Here is a 25,016-nt window from a genome sequence, read left to right as displayed (position 1 = left end):
ATTATAAAAATATAATTATTATAAAAATATAACTAATTAATATCAAAAAGGGAGAACGAGCAAAATGATTAAGTTAATTAAACATTTAAGAAACTCAATAGGCTCAGTGTTGCTTATTATCGTACTTTTAGCGCTTCAAGCTACATGTGACCTATCTTTACCAGATTATACATCTGATATAGTAAATGTTGGGATACAACAAAATGGAATAAAAAATGCAGTTCCAAAAGTTATAAGAGAAAGTGAAATGAACAAAATTACTATGTTTATGAGCGAAAAAGATAAAAATGAAGTAATGAAAAATTATACATTAATAAATAAAGGCGAATATAAAGATAGTAAAATTAATGAAAAACTTTATGAACTTAATACTAAAAATAAGGAAGTAATTGAAAAGTTAGATCCTATAATGGGTAAATCAATTTTAATGCTTTCAGGTATTGAGAAAAACAAAGAACAAATATTAAAAAAGAGCATGCCACCAGGAGTAGCATTAAATCCTAATACAAATATAATATCAGTACTTAAATCAATGCCTTCTAATACTTTAAATCAAATGAAAGCAGGATTTGAGGAAAAAATTGATAAGATGCCAGAGAGCATGATAAGTCAAAGTGCAATTAGATATGTGAAGACTGAATATAAAACTATTGGTATAAATGTAAATAAATTACAGACAAATTATATATTTAAAACTGGAGCAATAATGCTAGGAATAGCTCTTATAAGTATGGTAGCTACAGTTGCAGTAGGATATTTAGGAGCTAGAGTAGCAGCAAAACTTGGTAGAAATTTAAGAAAGCAAGTTTTTGAAAAAGTTGTATCATTTTCAAATAAAGAAATGGATGAATTTTCTACAGCATCGTTAATAACTCGTAGTACTAATGATATTCAACAAGTACAAATGCTTATGGTAATGTTACTTAGAATCGTATTTTATGCACCGATACTTGCTATAGGTGGGGTTATAAAGGTATTAAATACAAACACATCAATGGCATGGATAATTGGAGTAGCAGTTCTTGCAATAGTATCTGTAGTGTTACTTTTATTTGGATTAGTTATGCCTAAGTTTAAATCTGTACAAAAGCTTGTAGATAGAGTTAACTTAGTAACTCGTGAGATGCTTACTGGTATGTTAGTAATAAGAGCATTTAGTACAGAAAAATATGAAGAAAAAAGATTTGATAAAGCAAATACTGATTTAATGAAAACTAATTTATTTGTAAATAGGGCAATGTCTATGATGATGCCGACTATGATGCTTATAATGAATGTTATTACTGTTGTAATTGTTTGGAATGGTGGTCATAGTATAGACTCAGGAAATATGCAAGTTGGAGATATGATGGCATTTATACAATATACTATGCAAATCATAATGGCATTTTTACTTATATCAATGGTATCAGTAATGTTACCACGTGCAGTTGTTTCTATGGATCGTATAGATGAGGTAATAAATACTGACTTATCTATAAAAGATAAAAAAGATGCAAAAGAATTTGATGAAAATAAAAAAGGTATAGTTGAATTTAAAAATGTAAGTTTTAGATATCCAAATGCACAAGAAGATGTTTTAAGCAATATAACATTTACAGCAAAACCAGGAAAAACTACTGCATTTATAGGTAGCACAGGTTCAGGTAAATCTACACTTATAAATTTAATCCCTCGTTTTTATGATGTAACAGAAGGTGAAATATTAGTAGATGGAATAAATGTTAAAGATGCAAATCAACATAAATTAAGAGAAAAAATAGGATATGTTCCACAAAAAGGAGTTTTATTCTCTGGAACAATAGATTCTAATTTAAGATATGGTAGAAAAGATGCAACTAAAGAAGAAATTAAAAAAGCAGCTGAAATAGCACAAGCAAGTGAATTTATAAATGCTAAGCCTAAAGGTTTTGCAAGTGAAATAGCTCAAGGTGGATCAAATGTATCAGGAGGTCAAAAACAAAGACTTTCTATAGCTAGAGCTATAGCTAAGAATCCTGAAATATATATATTCGATGATAGTTTCTCTGCACTAGATTTAAAAACTGATGCAGCACTTAGAAAATCTTTAAGAGAAGAAACAGGAAATTCAACAGTACTTATTGTTGCTCAAAGAATAAGTACTATATTAAACGCAGATCAAATTATAGTTTTAGACCAAGGTAAGGTTGTTGGAATAGGAAAACATGAAGAGCTTCTTAAAACTTGTGAAGTATACAATGAGATAGCCCTATCACAACTTTCAAAGGAGGAACTTGCAAATGGGTAATGAAAGTAAAAGCATGCCAAAAGGTCGAAGTGGTGGACCTATGGGTGGTATGAGAGGAACTGAAAAAGCAAAAGATTTTAAAGGCACTATGAAAAAACTTTTTGATTATCTAAAACCTTATAGATTATCGATACTAATAGTTATAGTATTTGCTATAGGAAGTTCTGCATTTTCAATAGTAGGACCTAAGATATTAGGAAATGCAACTACTGAATTATTTGAAGGAATAGTAAGAAAAATTAGTGGAGAAGGAAATGGGGGAATTAATTTTAACTATATAGGTAAAGTACTTACAGGGTTATTAGTACTTTATGTAGTTAGTGCACTTTTCTCATACGTTCAATCATTTATAACATCTGGTATATCACAAAAAGTATCTTATAGATTAAGAAAAGAAATATCAGAAAAAATAAATCGTATGCCACTTAAGTATTTTGATAAAAGAACTCATGGAGAAGTTTTATCTAGAATAACAAATGACATAGATACATTAAGTCAAAACTTAAATCAAACTATGACTCAAATAATAACATCAGTAACTACTATAATAGGAGTTCTTATAATGATGTTATCTATAAGTTGGCAAATGACTATAGTGTCATTATTAGTACTTCCTATGTCAATGATAATAATTTCATTTATTATTAAAAAATCTCAAAAACACTTTAAATCTCAACAAGAATATTTAGGTCATGTAAATGGTCAGGTAGAAGAGATATATGGTGGGCATAATATAGTAAAAGCTTTTAATGGAGAAAATGCAGCAATAAATGAATTTAATCAATTAAATGATCAATTATATAATTCGGCTTGGAAGTCACAATTTTTATCAGGTATGATGATGCCTATGATGACATTTATTGGAAATATAGGATATGTTTTAGTATCTATATTAGGTGGATATTTTACAATTAAGAAAACTATAGAAGTTGGAGATATATTATCTTTTATACAATATGTAAGAAGTTTTAACCAACCAATAGCACAAGCTGCCCAAGTTGCTAATATTATGCAATCTATGGCAGCAGCAGCGGAAAGAGCATTTGAGTTTTTAGCTGAAGAAGAAGAAGTACAAAATATCGATAAACCTGTAAGCATTGAAAATATTGAAGGTAATGTAAGTTTTGAAAATGTAAAATTTGGATATAGTGAAGATAAAATTATAATAAATGACTTTACAACTAATATAAAAGCTGGACAAAAAGTAGCAATAGTAGGTCCAACAGGTGCAGGAAAAACTACTATAGTTAAACTATTAATGCGTTTTTATGATGTAAATGAAGGCGCTATATTAATAGATGGAAACAATATAAAAGATTTTAATAGAAGCGATTTACGTAGTTTATTTGGTATGGTTTTACAAGATACTTGGCTATTTAATGGAAGTATAATGGAAAATATAAGATATTCAAAACTTGATGCAAGTGATGAAGAAGTTATAGAAGCAGCAAAATCTGCACATGTTCACCACTTTGTAAAAACTCTTCCAGATGGATATAATATGCAGTTAAATGAAGAAGCTAGCAATGTATCGCAAGGTCAAAAGCAACTTTTAACTATTGCTCGTGCAATTTTAGCAGATCCTAAGATACTTATACTTGATGAAGCTACAAGTTCAGTTGATACTCGTACAGAAGTTCTCATACAAAAAGCTATGGAAAATCTTATGGAAGGTAGAACAAGTTTTATAATAGCACATAGACTTTCAACTATAAGAGATGCAGATTTAATATTAGTGATGAAAGATGGAGATATAGTGGAACAAGGTAGTCATGAAGAGTTATTAAAAGATGGAGGATTTTATGCATCTTTATATAATAGCCAATTTGAAGAATGTGAAGAAGTTTGTTAAAAAATAGCAGATAAAAATATTGTAATGTAGATATAAGTGTGATACACTAAATTTAACATTAATAAATGTTAAATTTAGTAACAAGGTTTTAGGAGGATTCCGAAATGATGAATGGAATAGTTAAATGGTTCAACAATGAAAAAGGGTTTGGATTTATATCTGTAGAAGGTGGAGATGATGTATTTGTACATTTCTCAGCTATACAAAAAGAAGGATTCAAATCTTTAGAAGAAGGTCAAACAGTTAGCTTTGAAATAGTTGAAGGAGCAAGAGGACCTCAAGCTGCTAACGTAACTATAGCAGAATAATTGAGTTTATATATAAAACACAATTAAGAAATAAAACTAGAGAATATTCTCTAGTTTTTTTATTGAAAGTATTTGTTGTTTTCATTATTGTTACATTTATGTGACTATTTTGTTACATAATTATGATAAAATTAATTTAGGGTATAAACGAGAAAAAAGTAGAATTATGGATATTTACGACAAAAGGAGATAATTTATGTGTGGGCACGTATTTATATACAATAAAAAAGGAAAAGTAGATAAAAATTTATTAGAGGAAATGAATCAAAAAATACATCATAGAGGACCTGATGATACGGGGTATTTTGTAAAAGATAATGTAGGATTTGGATTTAAAAGATTAAGCATAATAGATTTAGCTCATGGACACCAACCATTTAATAAAAAAGAAAGAACTATAATATTTAATGGTGAAATATACAATCATGAGTCATTAAGGGAAGATCTTATAAAAAAAGGATATGAATTTTCAACAGGTTCAGATACTGAAGTTTTATTAACTTCTTATATAGAAAATGGTAAAAATGCAGTTAAAGATTTAAGAGGTATGTTTGCATTTGTAATATATGATGAAACTACAAATACTATATTTGGAGCAAGAGATCATTTTGGGATAAAACCTTTATACTATACTGAAAATGAAGATTATATAGCGTTTTCTTCTGAATATAAAGCATTAATACCAGTAGTAAAGGATAAAAGTGTAGATAATAAGAGTTTACAAAATTATTTATCTTTCCAATATGTTCCAAATTATAAAACTATGATGGAAAGTATAAAAAAAGTTCCAAATGGTACTTGCTTTACTATAGAAAATAATAAAATAAAATTTGAAAAATACTTTGAAGCAAACTTTACAAATAAAAGAGAAATTACAAAAGAAGATGTATACAATATATTAAATGATTCTGTAAAGCATCATATGATATCTAATGTTGAAGTAGGTACATTTTTATCAGGAGGTATAGACTCAACTATAATAGCTAGTTTAGCATCTAAAATAAATCCTAAAATAAAATCTTTCTCTGTAGGATTTGAAGTAGATGGATATAATGAATTAAAAGTAGCTAAAAAAACTGCAGACGCATTAAATATAGAAAACATACAAATAAGAGTAACACAACAAGATTATATAAAAGCACTACCTCAAGTTATATATAATTTAGATGATCCATTAGCAGATCCATCTTGTGTAGGTATATATTTCTTATCAAAAGAAGCTAGAAAACATGTAACTGTTGTTTTATCTGGAGAAGGTGCAGATGAATTTTTCGCAGGATACAATATATATAAAGAATACAATAGTGTTAAACCATTTTTAGGATTACCTTCTGGAATGAATCGTGCTTTAAATAAAATATTTGCAAAAATGCCAGAAGTAAGAGGTAAAAACTATTTATTAAGAGCAACAACTCCACTAGAAAAAAGATATATAGGAAATGCTAAAATATTTGAAAATAAAGAAGTTAAGAATATAATACACAGTTATGATGAAAATAATACATATAGTAATTTATTAAAACCACTATATGCAGATTGTAAGAAGAAAAACTATGATTATGTAACAACAATGCAAGATATTGATATAAATACTTGGTTAGAAGGTGACATTTTACTAAAAGGAGATAAAATGTCAATGGCATCATCTATAGAACTTAGAGTCCCATTTTTAGATAAAGAAGTATTTGATGTTGCTAAGAATTTAAGATTAGATCAAAAGATAAGTAGTAAAAATACAAAAGTTTTATTAAGAGAAGCTTTTAAAGATATTGTACCACCTCATATGGTAGAAAAGAAAAAATTAGGATTTCCTACACCTATAAGAGTGTGGTTAAAAGATGACTTAGGAAAATATGTACGAAATGTTATAAACTCATCAAAAACAGATGATATTATAAACAAAGAGTATGCTATAAAATTACTAGATGAACATATAAGAGGAGATAAAGATAATTCAAGAAAAGTTTGGACAATATTTGTATTCTGTTTATGGCATCAAATATTTATAGAAGGAATTAGTTTAGATTCTTTATAAATGAAAGAAGGATATAAAAGTGAAAAAAATATTAATAGTTGAAGATGAAGAAAATATATCAGATATACTTTCATATTCTTTAACAAAAGAAGGGTATGAAACTAAAATTGCAGATACAGGTAAGAAAGCACTTGAATTAATTTCAAGTTTTAAACCTAACTTAATAATATTAGATTTAATGTTGCCTGATATGAATGGTCTTGATATATGTAAAGATGTTACAACTATGTATTCTATACCTATAATAATGTTAACTGCAAAATCAGATACTATAGACAAAGTTTTAGGTTTAGAATTAGGAGCAGATGATTATATAACAAAACCTTTTAATATAAGAGAAGTAATAGCAAGAGTTAAGTCAATATTTAGAAGAATAAATTTATTATCAGATAATATTAAAACTGATATACAGATAGTAAAATTAGAAAATGGTTTAGAAGTAAATAAAAAAGAAATGAAAGTAAGAGTAGAAAATGAAATTATACATTTAACTAGTAAAGAATATGAACTCCTTTTATATTTTGTTGATAATATAAACACAGTATTAACTAGAGCCCAATTACTTGATAATATATGGGGAATAAGTTTTGAATGTGAAAGTAGAACGGTAGATACACATATTCAAAGACTTAGAAAAAAACTTGGAAAGTATAATTGTATAGAAACGGTAATAGGAACAGGATATAAATTATCTAGTAGTAAAGTATAAATATGAATAAATCTATAACTAACAAAATTATGATGTTTTTTTTGGTTATAATATTCTTTGTTATATTTTCTATAGTAATGTATAGTAATGCTTCGCTTAATAAAATTGTAGAATATTTAATAGATAATGAAATAAAAGAAACTACAAAAAGTATAAATTTATATTTAGATCAATATTTTAAGTTAAATAAAATGGAATTTAATAAAGTTGCTTTTGTTGCAGAAAGCAATGATATATCTAGAGATTTAACTTATAGACTAGATAAAACTGTATATATCTATAATAATAGATGTAGATTAGTATATCCAAAAGCAGGAAAGCATAAAATTCCTAAGTTAACTAAAGATGTAAGTAATGCTAAAAATGGAGAACTTTCATACACTATAGAGTATAAAGACAATAAAGCATTAGTTTATGTTTCTTACCCTATATTAAAAGATGATAAGTTTATAGGTATGATCAGATTTATAAGTGATTATACTCCATTGTTTGAACAAACTACATCATTTGTTGGAAAAACATTAGCATTTTCTATAATTATATTTGCTGTAAGCATTGTTATTGCATATATAATATCAAAGCAAATAACTATGCCTATAAAGAAATTAGCAAATAAAACTAAAGAAATTACAAATGGTAATTTTGATGTAGATATAGATATAAAGTCTGAAGATGAATTAGGAATGCTTGCTTCAGATTTTAACAATATGGTAGAAACTATAAAGATGCAGATAAAAACTATAGAAAATGATAGGGATAATTTACGTGAACTATCAGAAAAACAAAAAAATTTCTTTGATAATGTTACACATGAGTTAAAAACTCCTATGACTACGATAATTGGATATAGTGAAATAATAAAAGATAATCAATTTAGTGATGAAAAATTCTTTAATAAAGGCATAAATAGAATAATATCAGAAGCTAATAGATTAAATAGAATGATAGTTCAATTATTAGATATATCAAAAAATACTAACAAGAATTTTGATTATGAACTTAAAAAATTAAATTTATCTAATATTATTATAAATATGTGTGAAGATATGACTCATAAAGCTAGAAAGTATAATATGAGCATAGATGTAGATGTAGAAGAAAAGATTAAAATAATAGCAAATGAAGATAAGATAAAAGAAATCATAATAAATTTAATAGATAACTCTATAAAATATGGGCAGGTAAATTCAACTATATATGTTAATGCTCATATAAATGGTAAGTATGTTGACATTTCCGTTACAGATAGTGGTGATGGAATTGAAGAAAGTGAAATTGAAAATATACTATCACCTTTTTATAGAGTATCTAAAAGTGAATCAAGAGAATTAGGTAGCACTGGCTTGGGACTTGCTATTGTAAAATCTATAGTAGATAGTTACAATGGAAAGATAGATATAAAAAGCGAAGTTAACAAAGGAACTAAAGTTTCTATAAAACTTCCTACAATAAGTTAAGGAGATATATGTGATGCTAAGAAATATAAAGCAAGATATAAAGAATATAACACTTTTACTTTTTATTGTAGGAATTCTTTCGCTTATTATATATATAAGTGTATATGCTAATAAAGAATATACTAAAAATGTAAACTTGGATATAGAAACGTATAATTACAAAAAAAGTAAAGATGAAACTATAAAATTAGAATCTGTAATACCTGTAAAAAATTATATTATAGATATGAAGTTTGATGGAGATAATTTATTAGCTATAAGTGATCAAACTATAAGTGATCAAATATCAAATAATAAAAGAGGTATAAATATATATAATATAGATATACATGATAAAAGTATTACAAAAGTAGATACTTTAACTGGTAATGGTGTTGCTATGTATAATGGTGGAAGTATATCACCTTCTAGAGAAGTAATAGTTTACGATACTGTTGATAGCAAAAAAACAGATAAACTAAATAGTGTTATATACAATATAGAAGATGGTAGTAGAGTAACTTTAGATTATTGTTTTAATTTATTAGGGTGGATTCCAGATAGTAGTGGTTTTTATGGATATAAAAAAGATGAATTATTTTTATATAACATAGACGAACAAAAAATTACCAAAAAATTTAATTTAAACAATAATGAGTATATAGATAAAATTGCTTTTTCGCAAGATGGAACAAAATTATATACATTAAATATATCTAAAGATGAAATTTGTATATATGACTTAAATAGCAAGTTAATTAAAAAGATAAAATCCATAAAACTTATGTGTGATTTTGAAATTATAGATGATGAACATTTAATTATTGAGACTATGAATTCATCAGATAGGAGTTTGCTTTTATATAATTTGAAAGATAATACTAAAAAACCAATTATAGGTATGCATCTAGATGAAATGTATTTAAGTAAAGATAAACGCAAGTTAATAACAGTTTATTATAATGGAAACAATGGGAGTACTATAGATATTTATGACATAAATTTATATAATGGTTCTATAGATTTTTATAAACTAGGAAGTATACCTATGATTAGAGGAATTCCATACGTGGATGTGAGTGATAAAAATAAATTAGCATATTTTATACCAGGGACTAATTATAATGAAAGTGAAATATATATTTATGATATAGTTAATAAAAAATGACAATTCAATTGAGTTGTCATTTTTTTATTAATTCATTTTAGATTAATTATAAAAAAGTTATAGTTTATATTAGATATACTTTATATAAAATATATAAAGAAAATTAAATTTAAGTAATATAGTTGTATTACAATTATGTAATATATATTGATATAAAAAAATATTAGGAGTAAAATAATATTAACTTATAGCTTAACTTAAGTAAAATTTTTAATTTGCTTACAACGTAAGGAGATTGTGGTATGGAACATATAGAAGCATTATTTACATTAGCTAGAGACAACTATATATTAGTATTTATAATAGGTACCGTTGCAAGTTTTCTAGAAAGCTTTATACCAGCTCTTCCTCTTATGGGGATTGTTGTTGCAAATAGCATGATGTTAGGATGGGGATTTGGACTTTTAGCATCTACTATAGGGTCTTGTGGAGGAACTTATCTGCTTTTTTTATTATCAAATAAGTGCGGACACTTTAAATTGTTTAAAAAATTAGAAAATAATAAAACTGATAAGGTTATAAAATGGGTGAAAGAACAAGGATTTGCTACTTTGTTTATTGCTTATTCTTGTCCGTTTATACCAGGATGTTTAGTTACTATAGCTTGTGGTCTATCAGATAAAGATACTACAAGTTTTGTACCTGCAATGTCAAGTGGAAGAATAGTAATGTTTTTAGTTGCTAGTTATATTGGAAATGATTTAACAGGATTTATACATAGTCCTATGAGAATTATATTTGTGCTGTTATTAGTGTTAGTTTCTTTTTTAGTAGGAAGAAAAATAAACTCTAAAATTGAAACTAAACACAATAATTAGCATAAATAAAAGACCGTTTAATAATATATTATTAGACGGTTTTTTATTTAATAATATAAATGTTGATTAAGATAAATAAGGGGGATTTTACATGGTAAAAACTAATAAAGATAAGGTTGTTAAATGGTCAGTACAAGGTAAGATACATCATCCATTAGCATCAAGTTATAAAGTAACTCATGAGGGAAAGCCAGTCATACTTCCATCAACAGGTGGGATATCATATAATGTTAAAGTAGGAGATTGCGTATATGGATTAGCTGGAGATCATATAGAACCAGGAGTATCTATAAGAAATGAAGAAATTAGAGAGAGTAATGCTTTAATGACTTTTTCATGCATAGGAAATGAAGCAAAGGTCGTTAGTGGAGATGCTAAAGGTGCTAAAGGATATGTTACAGGAATGCACGGGGGAATAGAACATGTACTTGTTCATTTTGATGATGAAACAATAGAAAATCTAGCTATAGATGATAAGATAATGATAAAGGCATATGGACAAGGATTGAAATTAGAAGGATATGATGATATACATGTAATGAGTATAGACCCTAATTTATTTGAGAAAATAGGCATATATGAGAAAGATGGTAAAATACAAGTTCCAGTTGTTGCTAAGATACCACCATATTTAATGGGTTCAGGTATAGGATCAAGTAATTCATATACTGGAGATTATGATATAATGACAGCTGATTTTGAGGAAATTAAAAGGCTTGGTCTTGATAAGTTAAGATTTGGAGATATAGTATTACTTGAAGATTGTGACAATACATATGGAAGAGGATATTTAAAAGGTGCTGTTAGTATAGGCGTTATAGTTCACAGTGATTGTGTAACATTAGGTCATGGACCTGGAGTTACTACTATTATGGTTAGTAAAAATTCTTTAATCGAAGGAATTATAGATGAAAATGCGAATATAGTTAATTATATTGAAAAATAAGTTATTGATAAATAATTATTTAAGTTTAGTGAAATTATGTATGGGTATAAAAAGAGTATAATATTTTATGCTCTTTTTATTTTGCATAAAATATTAAATAAAGATAAAAAATAAAGTTGAAAAAATACTTAGGAGGATATAAATATGAAAGTTACATTTCAAGGAGCACCATTAACATTAGAAGGAACACAAGTTAAAGTAGGAGATATAGCGCCAGATTTTACTGTGGTAGGAAATGATTTAAATCCTATAAAATTTAGTGATATAAAAGGGAAGAAAATATTAGTTGCAGTTCCATCAATAGATACACCAGTATGTGATATGGAAGTTAGAAGATTTAATCAAGAAGCATCTAAATTAAATGATGTTAAAGTTTATACTATATCAATGGATTTACCATTTGCACAAGCTAGATGGTGTGGAAATTCAGGTATAGAAAATGTAGTAACTGCATCTGATTATAAAGATAGAGAATTTTCTAAAGCTTATGGATTATATATAAAAGAATTAGGTCTTGTTTCAAGAGCTGTTATAGTTGTAGATGAAAATAATAAGGTTACATATGTAGAATACCTAGAGGAAATAACTAATGAGCCTAATTATGAAAAAGCATTAGAAGCTGTAAAATAATTAAATAAAAAGATAGGATGTACTAATATATATAAACTAAGTACATCCTATTTTTTATTTATAATATATAGATAAAATAAAAAATACTTAAATTTTATAAAAATATAGCATAAGTTTAAATATTAAGAAGGAAAAATAGTATAGTTTATCAAAGTATATATAATCTTAGTTTTAATGATATAAAATAGGAGGGGTATCTTTGGTTGAAGAATTTGATATAAATGGGGCTATAATAAGATTTCCTGAGGAAAATGTAAGATATAATAATATTAGAAAGGAATTTTTAAATCAAGCAAACATATATAAAAATCAATTTAAACAAGAGTTTTCAAAAAACTACACATCAAAAGACATAAATGAAATAGCGCTTAATTTAGGGAATGAATATATAAGAAACTGTATAAAAAAAGGTGTTGAAATAGTAGTAAATTACGGAATTATAACAATTGACATTCATCTTTTTACACAAAATTATTGTAAAAAATATTTAAATTACTCTGAAGTATTTAAAAATCTGTCAAAAGATTATTCATATCAAAATAAAAATAAAAAAATTAGTTTAGCGCAAAAATCTATCGAAGACAAAAAGAGAATTATACAATTAGCAGATTGTATCTATAAAAACTGTTTTAATATTCACTATGCAGTAGTAGATGCCCTTTTAAATAATGGAGTAGATATAGTTTCAAGTTATATAAAAGAAGAAAATGTAGTTAAAGCAAATGCACTTTTCAATAATTATAAAGATGGATTTATAGATAAAACTAATGAGTGCTATGTTATAAATCAAATAATAACTTTAAATCCATATAGACAGGATATATATGAGTTTTTTATAAAAGAAGATGGAGATTTTAATAAAGAAATAGATAGATTGGCAAACTTTTTAGGATATAATCTAAAAGAATATAAAGAATCTTTAATGGATGAGTATGTAAATGGTATAGAACAAAATTTAACTTATGAAGTAGATTTAGAAAAAGAAAAAGTAGAAAAGTATGCAAAATATATTGGCTGTGATAAAAAAGATGTATATGCAACTAGAATTGAAGCTTTATATATGTATAAAGATGCATAGTTTTTTAAGACCTATAATAGGTCTTTTTTTATTAAAAAAATTGTAACAAATTATATAAATTAATAATATATTAATTTAATAACTATATTTATATAAGGGAGGAATTTTGTGGATCAAGTAAAAGATAGCAGGGCTATATGTAATAAAAAAGGATTTGTAAATTGGTATGCTGTAGGATGGAACAACATACCATTTAAAGATTGTACAATAAATAGAAGTTTTTTAAAAAAGAAATCTTGGAATCATTATATGTGGATGAGCAATGAATTTATATTTAATATTGCTATAGTTGATTTAGGTTATGCAGCAATAATATATTTAGATTTTTATGAAATAAATAGTAAAAAAAGAGTAAATAAAATTTGTAGATATTTATTTAGCAAGTCTATTATGATAGATGATAGAATTAATTCATATGCACATTATAAAGGTAAACATAAATTTATAAATGTTTTAAGAAGCTCTAATAATTTAAATATAGATTTTAAATGGGATAATATAGATGTTACTTCTAGTATATATTTAGATTATGAATCACTAAATGTACTTATTCCATGGGATTATAATCATTTTCATTATACATCAAAACATATGAATTTAAAGACTAATGGAATATTAAAAGTAGGTAGCGATGTATATGATTTAAATAAATCTACGTGCTTTATAGATTATGGAAGAGGAATTTGGAAGCGAACGTGTGAATGGGACTGGCTAACTAGTGGATTTATAGATGACAATAATGATTATATATCTGTAAATTTAGGAGCTAAGTATACAGATGGAACAGGATTAAATGAAAACTGTATAAAAGTAAATGACAAAATTTACAAATTAAAGAGTGATGTTAAATTTTATTATAATAAAGAAAATCAAGTTATAAACATAAAATCTTTAAAAAGTGATGAAGTTGATTTAGAATTTAAATCTACACTAAATAATACAAAAATTAATAATGTTATAATTTTTAAATCTAAATTAAAACAAATTATAGGATATGTTAATGGATATATAAAGTATAAAAATAAAAAAGTAGATTTTAATAATGTAATAGGGTGGTGTGAAAATCATTTTGCAAAGTGGTGAAGATATTAAAGAATTAATTTATATAGCCGTCAAATAATATTTAAACATATTATTTAGACGGCTAAGATTATCTCATCCAAGAAGGATTACCTGGTATAAATGGTCGTTTTCCAAATTTTTTATTATATTCTTTAAGAACTTCAGTTATTAAAGGTAGATTATTTTTAAAAGTATCTACATTCTTTATAGAATCCAACTGCTGAGAAAATGGACAAACTGCTATACATATTCCACAATCTGTACCTAAATATCTCCATTTTATATAACAGGATTCTGAATCTATAGTCCAGTTATAGTTTCCATTAGACTTTTTTTCTATATCTTTTGATAAAGACATAGAAGGACAATTATAAGCACATTTTTTACATACACTACAAAAATCATCTAAACCAAAGTCTATAGGATTGTCCTCTTTAAGATCTAAAGTAGTAGTTACAACTCCTAATCTAATACATGAGCCATAATCTTTAGTAGTAAGTATTGTATTTCTTCCAATACTACCAAGGCCTGCATCTTTAGCAATTAAAACAGGCATTAAAAGATAATTAGAATCCATATGGTTTCTAGCATCATAGCCTAAACTTCTTATGTAGTAGCTAAGTATCATACCTATAATAGAGGCATCTACATAAGCTTTACTAGTTTCAATAACTTCAGAAAGCATAGGTCCCCTATTGATCATGTCTTTATTCATAGGAACTGCAAATACTATAGCATATTTATGATTTAGATTGATTTCTTCTCCATAATTTTCCTCATGCCTACCTCTATTAGTATAAAAATGATAATCCTTAAGTCTTGTAATACCTACTAAATTAGCACCATAATGATGAGCAAAGCCTTTTATACGTTTAGTTATTATATTTTTATCAACACTTACTTTAATTTTATTAATTTCTCCTTCACAAAGGTGTTTAATATCAGACAAAAATTCAAATGCCGAAGATGCCATGGGTGAATTAATTTCATTATATGTCATAGATCCTTCACTACAAAGGTTTGGTCTAGATCTTATACTATCATCGATTAGTTTTTTATCTGGATTTTTATTATAGTAATCTTCATATGATGATGTGCCTTTTTTATAATTAGCTCTTGAAAATATAATATCTCTTTCATCTATCCTTTTCATAATGATTTCCCCCCTTTTTAATATTATAATAAATTTATACTTAAAATAAATTAAAAAAGGAAAAAGTTTATCTAAAATAGATAATCTTTTTCCTTTAAAGGTATCCGCCATATAATAAATCGGAGTAGTAATTATTATAGTAAGGTCGAATCCAATATATACTATATTATTAGTATATACTAAATTATATTAATTAAATCCTAAATATGTTACTAAAAAATAATTTATTTTAAAGATTTGATACTTTCATTAGCAAAATCAGTATTTACTATCTTAGTATAAGGAGCTCTTTTATCAAGTTCCTTAGCTTCTTCCATAACATCCATTAAAAGATTTAAACTACTTTCTTCAAGTAATGGAGTATGAGACCAAGCATCTATAGATTTATATCTTTCAATTACTGCTACTAAATCATCTTCATTAAAGTCTGTAAAAAATGGTTTTATAGCATTAGCTATATCTTTAGAAGAATTATTTTGAATCCAAAGTTGACCTTTATATACTGCATTTGTAAATCTTTGTATTAAATCTTTATTGTCTTTTATATAATCTACTGGAGCAGAATAAGCAGTATAAGGTATAATACCAGACTCTTCACCTATAGAAGCTACAACACTTCCCTTACCTTGTTTTTCAAGTTCTAATGCTGTAGGTTCAAATAATGCAACATAATCTCCTTCACCCCCAGCAAAAGCACCACTTAAAACATTAAATTGGTTATCAGTTTCATGATAACAGTTATTTTTTACATTAATCTTGTCTTAAATATGGGTAAATTTTTATATTAAATTTAGAAAGTCGTTTCCCAGGTTCTCTACTATATTCTATATAGTTTATAACTTCTTTTAATAAATCATTTCTTTCTTGCATATTATCGCTAGAGTAGTATAAATCTAAAACTTTTTCAACTTGAGGTATTATATCTACAAGTGTAACTTTAGACTCTTTTTCTTTAATTAAATCATTTTCTGCATTTTCTCTGTTAACTTTATTTACTTCTATTTTTTCAGTTAGAATTTTAGATCTATCTAAGTAAGTATCAATGTCATAAATACCTTGCTCTAATAAGTTGTGTAGGTTTTCTTTTTGCTTTAATAGGGTTTTGTGTTCATCTTCTAGTTTCTTTAAAAGAGTAATATATGTTTTTAAAGATGAATTTTCATTCTCATCTTTGTTAGACTGTATAGAAAATTTATACGAAGCAACCCAATTACTAAGCTGATTTATGATTTCACTTTCTAAGATATCTAGTCTTATACCTCTGTTTTGACCACAATTTAAGCATTTTATAAATTTAACTATTTCTTTATTTTTATAAGTTGATTGCTGTGCAACCATTCTATGGCCACATTTAGAACATACCATCAAACCTGCAAGTGGATTAGTTACATATAAACCACGTTTTGCACTTGGTATTGCATTTGTTTTAAGTAATCTCTGCGCTTCTAAGAAGATTGATTCATCTATTATAGGTTCATGAATACCTTTTGATTCTATACGCTCCTCTACAGCTCTAGTTCTAGATGTAAACTTACCTCTTTCCACCTTGTTCCATACAACATAACCTGCATAAGTTTTATTTTTAAGAATATCTCTTACACCTTTATCATACCAAGTTCTGCCTGTAGCTGTTTTTAATCCTAGAGAATTTAAATGGCTAGCTATTCTTAAACCACCATATCGCTTATTAACATACAAATCAAATATCATTTTAACTATATTTGATTTCTCTTCATCTATAACCATTGATTTTTTTCCGTTTTCATCAAATGCAAATTTATATCCATACGGTGCTTTACTAGCTATAAATTTACCTTCTTCAACGGATTTTATTCTACCTCTTTGCATACGTCTGGTTATAAGTTTTAATTCTTTACGAGCCATAAACGCTTCAAACTCTGAATACTCTTCATCAAACTCATTAGTTAAATCATATGTTTTTCTAGGAGTTATTATCTTAGTCCTAGACTTTTTAAAAGTTTCTAATATAAGTCCTTGATCTTGCATATTACCTCTACCAAGTCTATCTATATCCATAACTAAGACTGCATCATATAATCCATTTTTTACTTCTTCTAAAAGTTCTAACATCTTAGGTCTATAAGCGATACTTTCACCACTTACCAACTCTTCTTTTATTTCAACTATATTTAAATTTTGTTCTTTTGCTACTTTTAATAGAGTAGATCTATGTCTACTTAAAGTTTCAAACTCACCTTGTTTTTCAGCTTCTTCATCTGAGCGAGATTTTCTTAAGTAAATACAAGTTTTCATTTTTATTCTCTCCTTATATATTAATACTTAAGTTATATATTATCAGATATATATATAAATTTATTTATTACTTATAAAAAAAATTGAGTACTTATAAGTAAAATCTAAATAATTTATATTTTATTATGTTTTTACAAAGGTGAATTTAGTTTTGTTAGAGTGGTTTATATATAATAAATTAATATTTCTGTGTTTTTATTCAACAAAAAAAGTTGAATAAAAACACAGAAATATATTTACAAATACCATATTTTAGGTTATTATACAAATATAGTAAATAAAAAAGAAAAATAGATACTTAATAAACTATACGAAAAATGGGAAGGGTGAAGACGATGAAGCTAACACCTTTTGGAAAGTTCACAAGAAAATTAAGAGTTGATAATGAGGAACTATTAAAGGATATGGCTAATAATCTAAATGTTACAGTATCATATTTATCTGCAGTAGAGATAGGAAAAAGAAACATTCCTAAAAAATGGGAAAGTATTTTAGCAGATAAATATAATTTAAACCTGGCTCAAAAACAAGAATTAGAAGATTCAATATTTAGTTCTTCTAAAATAATAAAATTAGATACATCAGATCTTGAAGAAAACAAAAAAGATTTAGTTTATGCATTAGCAAGAAAATTAAAAGATTTAGACGAAGAAGATGTTAGTAATATAAAAAATATTCTTTGTTTATAATTAATGGAGGCTGATTTTGTTTGAATTACATAAAGGTTAAATCAAAATCGACAAAAGAAATATGTGAAATTGCACATTTAGTAAGAAGAGTGTGTGATAAGTTGTATAGAGATAATGAAAAATTTCCAATAGCTGAGTTTATAGAAACGATAGTACAAAGTATAGATAAAGATTTATATTTTGGAGTATTGTCTAAAGCTGAAATGGGAGAAAATCATGGACTTACAGATCCTGTAAATAAAACTATTTTTATAAGAGAAGATGTATATGAAAATGCATTAAAAGGTAATGGAAGGGATAGATTTACAATTGCTCATGAACTAGGCCATTATTTGATGCATACATCAGAAGATATAGTTTTTACAAGAAGTTCTGTTAAGTTAAAACCTTATGAAGATTCAGAATGGCAAGCTAATGTATTTGCTTCAGAGTTACTAATGCCGGAATATTTAATAAGTGATAAAGATAATGTATTCACATTAATGAGTAGATTTGGAGTTAGTAGCTCAGCTGCAAATGTCAGGCTTAATAAAATTAGGAATTAGCAATAAATATTGTTAATATAAATAAATTAGAATAAAAAAAGCCTATTTGGCGATAGGCTTTGCATAACCAATATAAATTTGGCCATATAATATTTAACTAACTAACAATAATTATATATGTATATTGGACATTTTGCAAACTTTTTATTCAGAAAGGAGCAAATATGTATATTTTTAGAAGTAAAATAACTAAAAAAGATGGTACTGTTTTATATGCTAAAGATTATGGGAAAAGAGCATTTAGAATATGGATAGGACCAGGTAAAGAAAAAAACAAAATTAACTAATGTAAAATAAAAAATAAAATTAAAGCCAAATTAATTTTATTTCAATTAAAAGCTATCTTTGTCTATGATAAAAGATGGCTTTTTAATTATACAGAAATATTAAAATTTATTTTTTGATATATGTTTAAAACCAAATCAAATAATTATATTAAGGGGTGAAAATATGGAATTATATTTAGATGAGTCTGGAAATACTGGATGTGTAACTACTAAAAAAAATGATTACTTTAATTTTAAGGAACAGCGTCACTTTGTATTGTGTGGAATTAAAATCCAAGATGAAAAAGATAAAAAAGAATTAAAAGAAAAATATAAAAACTTTAAGGAAGTTTTCGGTATAGAAGATGAAATTAAAGGAAGTGTTTTAATGACACGAGACTATAATAAGGAGTTGGAGTATTTTTTAGATAATATACTAGATAATATCCATTTTGAAGTTTGTATTTATGATAAAAAATTTTATATAGCAACACTGTTGATGTTAACTATTATTGATAATAGTATTAAATGTGAATTTCCAGTTAGATATTATCAATTAGCGGATATTTTAGTATTTCAAGCTGAAGACTTATTAGTAGAATACTGCAAATTAGCAGAAAAACCTAACAGTGAATCATTTGAACGATTCTTAAAAAGTATTATTAATCATAGGTATTCTGGAATTCCAGATGAAGAAAACTTATTGATTATATGTGCAAAATATATTTTAGATGAAGGGGATTATGAATTATATCTAAGGAATATTTTACAACATGGAAGTTATGAAAATAATAAATATATAAATGTTATTAACCTAAATTGTTTAGCAGAATTAATTTTACAAGTGAAAAAAAGTTATGGGGTGATTAATGAAAAATTAAATATATTCCACGATAAAATTGATGGATATGATCAAACTTTTATTTCAGAACTTAAACCTTTCAATATTAAAATGAATTTTACAGATAGTAAAGAAGAAGAATTAATTCAAATGGCTGATAATGTAGTTAGTATTGTAGCTAAATGTATAAATGAGTGTATAAAAATATTTGATAATAAAAAAGAATGGGAAAAAGATAGTGAATGGACAATGGAACAATATGCTAAAGTTATAGATAAACTTACTATTCAAAATATTAAGTTTACTTTGCCAGTTCGAAATTGGGCTGTTTCATTATGTATTGGACAGATGTTTAGAGTTGGATATCCTAGAAGTCAACGTAAAAAAACATATTTTAATAATTATTATACTAATTATATTTATGCAATATACGAAAATATATATAATCAAAATTTTAATGTGTACGAACATCTTAAATTACTAAAAAAATAATATATTTATAAAAAAGAGCTATTAAGAAATCTTAATAGCTCTTTACATAAATTAAATTTATCAAATTAAAGATATTTTTTATAATTATATTTATGATGGATAATATATATTTTAGCTTTTATTTATTCTATAAATTCACTTATAATAAAGCTAGGAATAAAATAAATAGTATAATTATCAATTTTAACTGATACACCATATTTATTCTTATAACATTCAAGAGCTTCATCTAAAAAAGAAATAGTAATATCTAAAAACTCAGTTATTTCTTCTTTAGATCTACAACGGTTTTTCCATGCATCAATAAGCCTATTCAATCCAATTAATTTGTCATAACAAACCAATCTCGCTTTATATTTCTATTTACAATTTGATATATCATATAAATCTAATATATTTCCATAGATTGTATAATTATGAGCTGAGCTTTCAATTAATATACAAGCTTTTTCTTTATTCTATTTTTATTGATATCAATTTTACAATTATAATATAAACCATCAGAATTAGATTTAAGAGCAACACATCTTGAACTTATATTTGATTAATACACAGTTGCACAATGCATTTTATTATCGATATAAGCCGAGTAATATTCATAGTATGAATATTATATATGGTAAAATAGAATTATAGAAATTCACAGTTAAAAATAAAATAAAACGGTTCTATTGAAAACAGAACGTATGTTTGATAATATATAATTATAACTTGTAATTATTACAAATAGTACATAGAATTTCTATTTTTAGTATATATCAACATTGAAAAGAGGGTTTATTATGGAGAAGTATAAAAAAAATAAAGTTGAGTTAGCTAATTTGTTAAACCAATTATTACTAAAATCATCTACAGATTTTGAAAAATTAAATAAAAAAGTAAAAGAAGTAATCCAAGAACCAAAATAACGCGGTTCTTTTTTTACTTCTCTAATAATTCTTTCAATAATTTTTCTAATATTTTAACTTTAGATTCATCTGCATTTAAAAGCATTTCTGTTAAATTTTGAACTTCTGGAGGATAATCCTCAAACTTTTTCATATTAGTTCTACCTAACAAATAATCTACACTAACTTGAAAATGTGTAGCTATTTTATTCAAAACTTCTAAATCAGGAGTTCTTCTACCTTGCTCATACATCCCAATAGTACTAGCTGAGACACCTAGAACTTTAGCTAAATCAGATTGTTTCATATCATTCTCACATCTTAGCTCTTTCAATCTTTCAGCGAACATAAACAACTCTCCTTTTCTATCCTATGATGTAAATTTTAACACAAAAAGTGTTATTATGAATAAAAAAACACAAAATGTGTAAAAATACTATTGACAACACATTTCGTGTGATTTATTATATAAATATAAACACACGAAATGTGTTATGAAAGCGATGGAGGTCGATAAAATGAATACCTTAGTAGATTTTAGAAATATAAATAACTTAACTCAAAAAGAAATGGCAAATAAGCTAGGTATTACACCTAGTATGTATTCCAAAATAGAGTTAGGTTTAAGGAATCCAAGTTATAATTTTTTAGTAAAATTTAAACAAACTTTTAAAGAAGTTAATATTGACTCAATTTTTTTTAATTACCAATCACACGAAACGTGTTAAAGGGTTTAGGGATAGTTTACCCAAAAGTAAAAACAAAAATTCAAAATAAGGGGATGAAATAAATGACAAGTTTAGCAATAGCTCAAACTGAAACAGTAACAATGACAAGCTTAGAAGTTGTTGAATTAATAAATAACTTTAGAAAAGAAGAAGGTAATGAGGTTAAAAAAAGACATAGCGATTTTTTAGCAAGTATAGAAAAAGAAGTGGAAACATTGAAAACTCGAGGAATAGAAGCCGAGCGAAATTTTTCGTCGGGGTCTTATACAGATAAACAAAATCAAGAAAGACCATGTTACAAAATAAACAAGGCAGGAATAATGCAGATGTTAAATAAGGAAAGTACATTAGTTAGATATAAAACCCAACAGTATATAGAATCCTTAGAAAATAAATTAAAACAGCCATCTAAAAAATTAAGCGCTATGGAATTATTAAAACTTCAATATAAGGCACTTGAAGAACAAGACCAAAAGATAGAGGAAGTAAAAGAAGATTTAAAAGAATTTAAAGAGGATATACCACTTTTTACAGTTGAGTGTGAGGAAATATCAAAAGCAGTTAAGAGAGTAGGGACTAGGGTGCTTGGCGGTCATGGAAGTAAAGCATATAACAATAAGTCAGTAAGAGCGAAAGTATATAGTGATATACATAGACAATTAAAAAGAGAGTTTGATGTTAACAGTTATAAAGCTATAAAGAGAAGATACTTAAGTGAAGCTATTGATATAGTAGAGAATTATAGTTTAACGATAGCATTAAACGAACAAATAAGCATGTTAAATAATCAAGCGGTGTTTGCATAGGACAATTTTATATATTCATATATTACAAAGAGGTGAGCTTTATGGATTCAAAAATAGATTATAACAAAGAAATCTATAGAACTGAAACAGAACATGCAATCATTGAAATCATCTCTCCAGAAATTGTGCTTGGGAGAAGACAAACAGATGAGGAAGTTCAAGAAATACTAGATAGAATAGCTAAAGTTAATTATAAAATTGCATCAAGACTATATAAAGAAGGCAAATTAGCTACTAAAAAATAGTAGCTATATATAGAAATTTTGGACAAGGAGGTGATTAATTTGAATATGAATAAAACTTTTTATGAACTAACTTTAGCAGATTGTGTAGAGCTTTACACAAAGAAAAATTGGGTTTTAATTTATGCAGATGGCAAGTTTGCAGGAATGAGATTAGAAAGAAAGTAGGTGAAAGATAATGAGAACTTTAAAAAATATTGCAGAGTCTAATAAAGAGTTAGCAGAAGAAATGATTTCTAAAAAAGATATAAAAATAGAAATAGCAAGAAATAAGATGGATGTTAACAACATAAATGATGAATATTTCGAGAATAAAGCAATAGTTAGTGTTGAAAGTGAAGAAAGAAATTACTGGGTTGGTATAAAAACAATGGCTAGTATAGTGCTAGATTATGCTAACAAGTATATAGAAAAAGAAGAAAGAGAACTTGAGGAGTTAGAGGTATTTAAACCTAATAATTATGAAACTTATTTTGGATAAAAGAAAAGAGCCTTTGCAGAGGCTCAAACAAAAAACAAATAAAAAATTTCGATAATTAAATTATATTCCAAAACCAAAGGAGTATGCAATGAAAAATTTAGAAGATAGATTAAATGAAGCTATGGTAACTAGATGTTATGGACCAGATGCAGATTATAAAAGAGGATATATAGAAGCTTTAAAGTTTACTTTGAGAAAGCATAAAGAGAACTGGAGTATAAAAGACTTTGAAGTTGATTTAAAAGATGCAGAAAAAAACTTAGAAAAATTTGAAGGTGAATATAAAGAGGGCATTTTAAGTGCATTGAAATTTAATATAAAAATAATGGAGGAACAAGAACATGGCAAACAAACTAGCACAAGCACAAACTAGTGCATTAGCATTAGCAGAGTTTAGTACAGATACAGGACAAGTACTGAGTGCTGAAACAGTAAAAAATTACTTGGTTAGTGGAAATGGATCAGTAACAGATCAAGAAGTATTGATGTTTATAGAATTATGTAAAGCTCAAAAGTTAAATCCATTTATAAGAGAAGCTTATTTAATAAAATTTGGTACAAGTCCTGCAAATATAGTAGTTGGTAAAGATGTATTCGTAAAAAGGGCATATAGAAATCCTAGTTTTAAAGGATTTAAGGCGGGCATAGCAATCCTAAATAAAGATGGATCTATGAATTATAGAGAAGGTAGTTTAAAAGCACCAGGAGAAACTCTAATTGGAGGATGGTGTGAAGTATATCTAAATGATAAAGAGTTTCCTATTAGGTCAGAGGTAAGTTTAGAGGAATATAGTAAATCGCAAGCTACATGGAAGCAGATGCCTTGTGTAATGATTAGAAAATGTGCAATAGTAACTGCTTTAAGAGAAGCTTTTCCAGAAGATTTACAAGGAATGTATGATAGTGCAGAGATATCAAGTGTTCCAGATAAATTACCTGAAAAAGAAGTTAAGGTAGGGTATGCTACACCAGGACAAAAGCAAGGGATAATGAAATTAGCATCTATGAAAGGGTTATACGATTACAACAACCCTAAAGATATATCAAAGATGGAAAGTTTCTGTGAAAGTAATGGATATTCTTTAAAGGAGCTTAAATATGATGAAGTTAATGAGGTTTTAGATTTATTAACTAACTACGAATCAAAAGAAAAGATAATAGATGCAGATTTTAAAGAAGTAGAGACAGATCCAAAAGATGAAGTAGTTCAAACTAAATTAGATATGTAAGTAAATTTACAAAAGAAGTAGGAGTTTATTAGCTACTCTTACTTCTACTGATTAACATAAGAAGAAGGTGAG

At 26.2% G+C, this 25,016-nt stretch carries 28 protein-coding genes; 24 read left to right on the top strand and 4 right to left on the bottom strand.

The features are described from left to right. Positions 1-64 precede the first annotated feature (64 nt). From ABFX13_RS02330 to ABFX13_RS02275, 12 genes are all read left to right on the top strand, one after another. On the top strand, positions 65-2,269 hold the full coding sequence (locus tag ABFX13_RS02330) for an ABC transporter ATP-binding protein (RefSeq protein WP_346041781.1): 2,205 nt from the start codon (positions 65-67) through the stop codon (positions 2,267-2,269). Beyond that, positions 2,262-4,121: an ABC transporter ATP-binding protein gene (locus ABFX13_RS02325; RefSeq protein WP_346041778.1), complete on the top strand. Its 1,860-nt coding sequence runs from the start codon at positions 2,262-2,264 to the stop codon at positions 4,119-4,121. Before ABFX13_RS02330 ends, ABFX13_RS02325 begins: the two co-directional genes overlap by 8 nt. A gap of 104 nt (positions 4,122-4,225) precedes the next feature. Then, positions 4,226-4,429 carry a cold-shock protein CspD gene (gene cspD, locus ABFX13_RS02320; protein WP_346041775.1) on the top strand — a complete coding sequence of 68 codons (204 nt, stop codon included), beginning with the start codon at positions 4,226-4,228 and terminating at the stop codon, positions 4,427-4,429. Positions 4,430-4,625: 196 nt separating this feature from the next. After that, on the top strand, positions 4,626-6,464 hold the full coding sequence (gene asnB / locus ABFX13_RS02315) for an asparagine synthase (glutamine-hydrolyzing) (protein ID WP_346041770.1): 1,839 nt from the start codon (positions 4,626-4,628) through the stop codon (positions 6,462-6,464). Between the two features lie 19 nt (positions 6,465-6,483). Continuing rightward, on the top strand, positions 6,484-7,173 hold the full coding sequence (locus ABFX13_RS02310; protein WP_346041764.1) for a response regulator transcription factor: 690 nt from the start codon (positions 6,484-6,486) through the stop codon (positions 7,171-7,173). A 2-nt stretch (positions 7,174-7,175) separates the two neighbouring features. Further along, the gene (locus tag ABFX13_RS02305; protein ID WP_346041760.1) at positions 7,176-8,630 is read left to right on the top strand and encodes a HAMP domain-containing sensor histidine kinase; all 1,455 of its coding nucleotides are present in this window, start codon (positions 7,176-7,178) and stop codon (positions 8,628-8,630) included. Between the two features lie 13 nt (positions 8,631-8,643). Continuing rightward, positions 8,644-9,777: a hypothetical protein gene (locus ABFX13_RS02300; protein WP_346041757.1), complete on the top strand. Its 1,134-nt coding sequence runs from the start codon at positions 8,644-8,646 to the stop codon at positions 9,775-9,777. 242 nt (positions 9,778-10,019) lie between these two features. Further along, on the top strand, positions 10,020-10,595 hold the full coding sequence (locus ABFX13_RS02295) for a TVP38/TMEM64 family protein (RefSeq protein ID WP_346041754.1): 576 nt from the start codon (positions 10,020-10,022) through the stop codon (positions 10,593-10,595). Positions 10,596-10,686: 91 nt separating this feature from the next. Further along, positions 10,687-11,541 (top strand): DUF4438 domain-containing protein, encoded by an 855-nt coding sequence (locus ABFX13_RS02290; RefSeq protein ID WP_346041750.1) that lies wholly within the window; start codon positions 10,687-10,689, stop codon positions 11,539-11,541. 144 nt (positions 11,542-11,685) lie between these two features. Beyond that, positions 11,686-12,171 carry a thiol peroxidase gene (gene tpx / locus ABFX13_RS02285; protein WP_346041747.1) on the top strand — a complete coding sequence of 162 codons (486 nt, stop codon included), beginning with the start codon at positions 11,686-11,688 and terminating at the stop codon, positions 12,169-12,171. A gap of 199 nt (positions 12,172-12,370) precedes the next feature. Next, positions 12,371-13,249 carry a kinase gene (locus ABFX13_RS02280; RefSeq protein ID WP_346041743.1) on the top strand — a complete coding sequence of 293 codons (879 nt, stop codon included), beginning with the start codon at positions 12,371-12,373 and terminating at the stop codon, positions 13,247-13,249. 108 nt (positions 13,250-13,357) lie between these two features. After that, positions 13,358-14,332, top strand: coding sequence for a DUF2804 domain-containing protein (locus tag ABFX13_RS02275; protein WP_346041740.1), 975 nt, complete (start codon positions 13,358-13,360; stop codon positions 14,330-14,332). Positions 14,333-14,399: 67 nt separating this feature from the next. Here the strand turns inward: ABFX13_RS02275 and ABFX13_RS02270 are convergent, their stop codons facing one another. Continuing rightward, the gene (locus ABFX13_RS02270) at positions 14,400-15,464 is read right to left on the bottom strand and encodes a 4Fe-4S dicluster domain-containing protein (protein ID WP_346041737.1); all 1,065 of its coding nucleotides are present in this window, start codon (positions 15,462-15,464) and stop codon (positions 14,400-14,402) included. Between the two features lie 750 nt (positions 15,465-16,214). Continuing rightward, positions 16,215-17,738: a recombinase family protein gene (locus tag ABFX13_RS02265; RefSeq protein WP_346041734.1), complete on the bottom strand. Its 1,524-nt coding sequence runs from the start codon at positions 17,736-17,738 to the stop codon at positions 16,215-16,217. Positions 17,739-18,073: 335 nt separating this feature from the next. Between ABFX13_RS02265 and ABFX13_RS02260 the strand changes: the two genes are divergently transcribed. The 4 genes from ABFX13_RS02260 to ABFX13_RS02245 all read left to right on the top strand — a co-directional run bounded on the left by ABFX13_RS02260 (position 18,074) and on the right by ABFX13_RS02245 (position 20,571). Further along, entirely contained in the window at positions 18,074-18,427 is a 354-nt protein-coding gene (locus ABFX13_RS02260; RefSeq protein WP_346041728.1) for a transcriptional regulator, read from the top strand. Positions 18,428-18,447: 20 nt separating this feature from the next. After that, positions 18,448-18,972 (top strand): ImmA/IrrE family metallo-endopeptidase, encoded by a 525-nt coding sequence (locus ABFX13_RS02255; RefSeq protein ID WP_346041716.1) that lies wholly within the window; start codon positions 18,448-18,450, stop codon positions 18,970-18,972. 164 nt (positions 18,973-19,136) lie between these two features. Next, a complete protein-coding gene (locus tag ABFX13_RS02250) occupies positions 19,137-19,259 on the top strand; it encodes a hypothetical protein (RefSeq protein ID WP_346041701.1) in 123 nt (40 codons plus the stop codon). A 163-nt stretch (positions 19,260-19,422) separates the two neighbouring features. After that, positions 19,423-20,571, top strand: a complete 1,149-nt coding sequence (locus ABFX13_RS02245) for a DUF3800 domain-containing protein (RefSeq protein WP_346041693.1) — start codon at positions 19,423-19,425, stop codon at positions 20,569-20,571. A gap of 122 nt (positions 20,572-20,693) precedes the next feature. Here ABFX13_RS02245 and ABFX13_RS02240 read toward each other — a convergent pair whose 3' ends face one another. Further along, positions 20,694-20,888, bottom strand: coding sequence for a hypothetical protein (locus tag ABFX13_RS02240; protein ID WP_346041691.1), 195 nt, complete (start codon positions 20,886-20,888; stop codon positions 20,694-20,696). A gap of 465 nt (positions 20,889-21,353) precedes the next feature. On the opposite strand from ABFX13_RS02240, the gene ABFX13_RS02235 reads away from it, so the two are divergent. Beyond that, the gene (locus ABFX13_RS02235) at positions 21,354-21,479 is read left to right on the top strand and encodes a hypothetical protein (protein WP_346041689.1); all 126 of its coding nucleotides are present in this window, start codon (positions 21,354-21,356) and stop codon (positions 21,477-21,479) included. A 13-nt stretch (positions 21,480-21,492) separates the two neighbouring features. Here the strand turns inward: ABFX13_RS02235 and ABFX13_RS02230 are convergent, their stop codons facing one another. Then, entirely contained in the window at positions 21,493-21,807 is a 315-nt protein-coding gene (locus ABFX13_RS02230) for a helix-turn-helix domain-containing protein (RefSeq protein WP_346041687.1), read from the bottom strand. Positions 21,808-21,976: 169 nt separating this feature from the next. Between ABFX13_RS02230 and ABFX13_RS02225 the strand changes: the two genes are divergently transcribed. From ABFX13_RS02225 to bet, 7 genes are all read left to right on the top strand, one after another. Beyond that, complete coding sequence (locus ABFX13_RS02225; protein WP_346041684.1) at positions 21,977-22,186, top strand: helix-turn-helix transcriptional regulator; 210 nt, start codon at positions 21,977-21,979, stop codon at positions 22,184-22,186. Between the two features lie 62 nt (positions 22,187-22,248). Further along, positions 22,249-22,992 carry an ORF6C domain-containing protein gene (locus tag ABFX13_RS02220; protein WP_346041682.1) on the top strand — a complete coding sequence of 248 codons (744 nt, stop codon included), beginning with the start codon at positions 22,249-22,251 and terminating at the stop codon, positions 22,990-22,992. Positions 22,993-23,033: 41 nt separating this feature from the next. Further along, positions 23,034-23,237 (top strand): hypothetical protein, encoded by a 204-nt coding sequence (locus tag ABFX13_RS02215; RefSeq protein WP_187526510.1) that lies wholly within the window; start codon positions 23,034-23,036, stop codon positions 23,235-23,237. Positions 23,238-23,276: 39 nt separating this feature from the next. Beyond that, positions 23,277-23,402, top strand: a complete 126-nt coding sequence (locus ABFX13_RS02210; protein WP_346041679.1) for a hypothetical protein — start codon at positions 23,277-23,279, stop codon at positions 23,400-23,402. A 10-nt stretch (positions 23,403-23,412) separates the two neighbouring features. Further along, complete coding sequence (locus ABFX13_RS02205; protein WP_346041677.1) at positions 23,413-23,715, top strand: hypothetical protein; 303 nt, start codon at positions 23,413-23,415, stop codon at positions 23,713-23,715. A gap of 88 nt (positions 23,716-23,803) precedes the next feature. Beyond that, complete coding sequence (locus tag ABFX13_RS02200) at positions 23,804-24,088, top strand: hypothetical protein (protein ID WP_346041675.1); 285 nt, start codon at positions 23,804-23,806, stop codon at positions 24,086-24,088. Beyond that, positions 24,057-24,944 carry a phage recombination protein Bet gene (gene bet, locus ABFX13_RS02195; protein ID WP_346041671.1) on the top strand — a complete coding sequence of 296 codons (888 nt, stop codon included), beginning with the start codon at positions 24,057-24,059 and terminating at the stop codon, positions 24,942-24,944. Before ABFX13_RS02200 ends, bet begins: the two co-directional genes overlap by 32 nt. Positions 24,945-25,016: the final 72 nt, after the last annotated feature.

The organism is Paraclostridium tenue (assembly GCF_039521565.1).
GTDB classification, from domain to species: domain Bacteria; phylum Bacillota; class Clostridia; order Peptostreptococcales; family Peptostreptococcaceae; genus Paraclostridium; species Paraclostridium tenue.
Note: the sequence above shows the minus strand (reverse complement) of the source record. Positions and strands in the feature narration are given on the sequence as shown.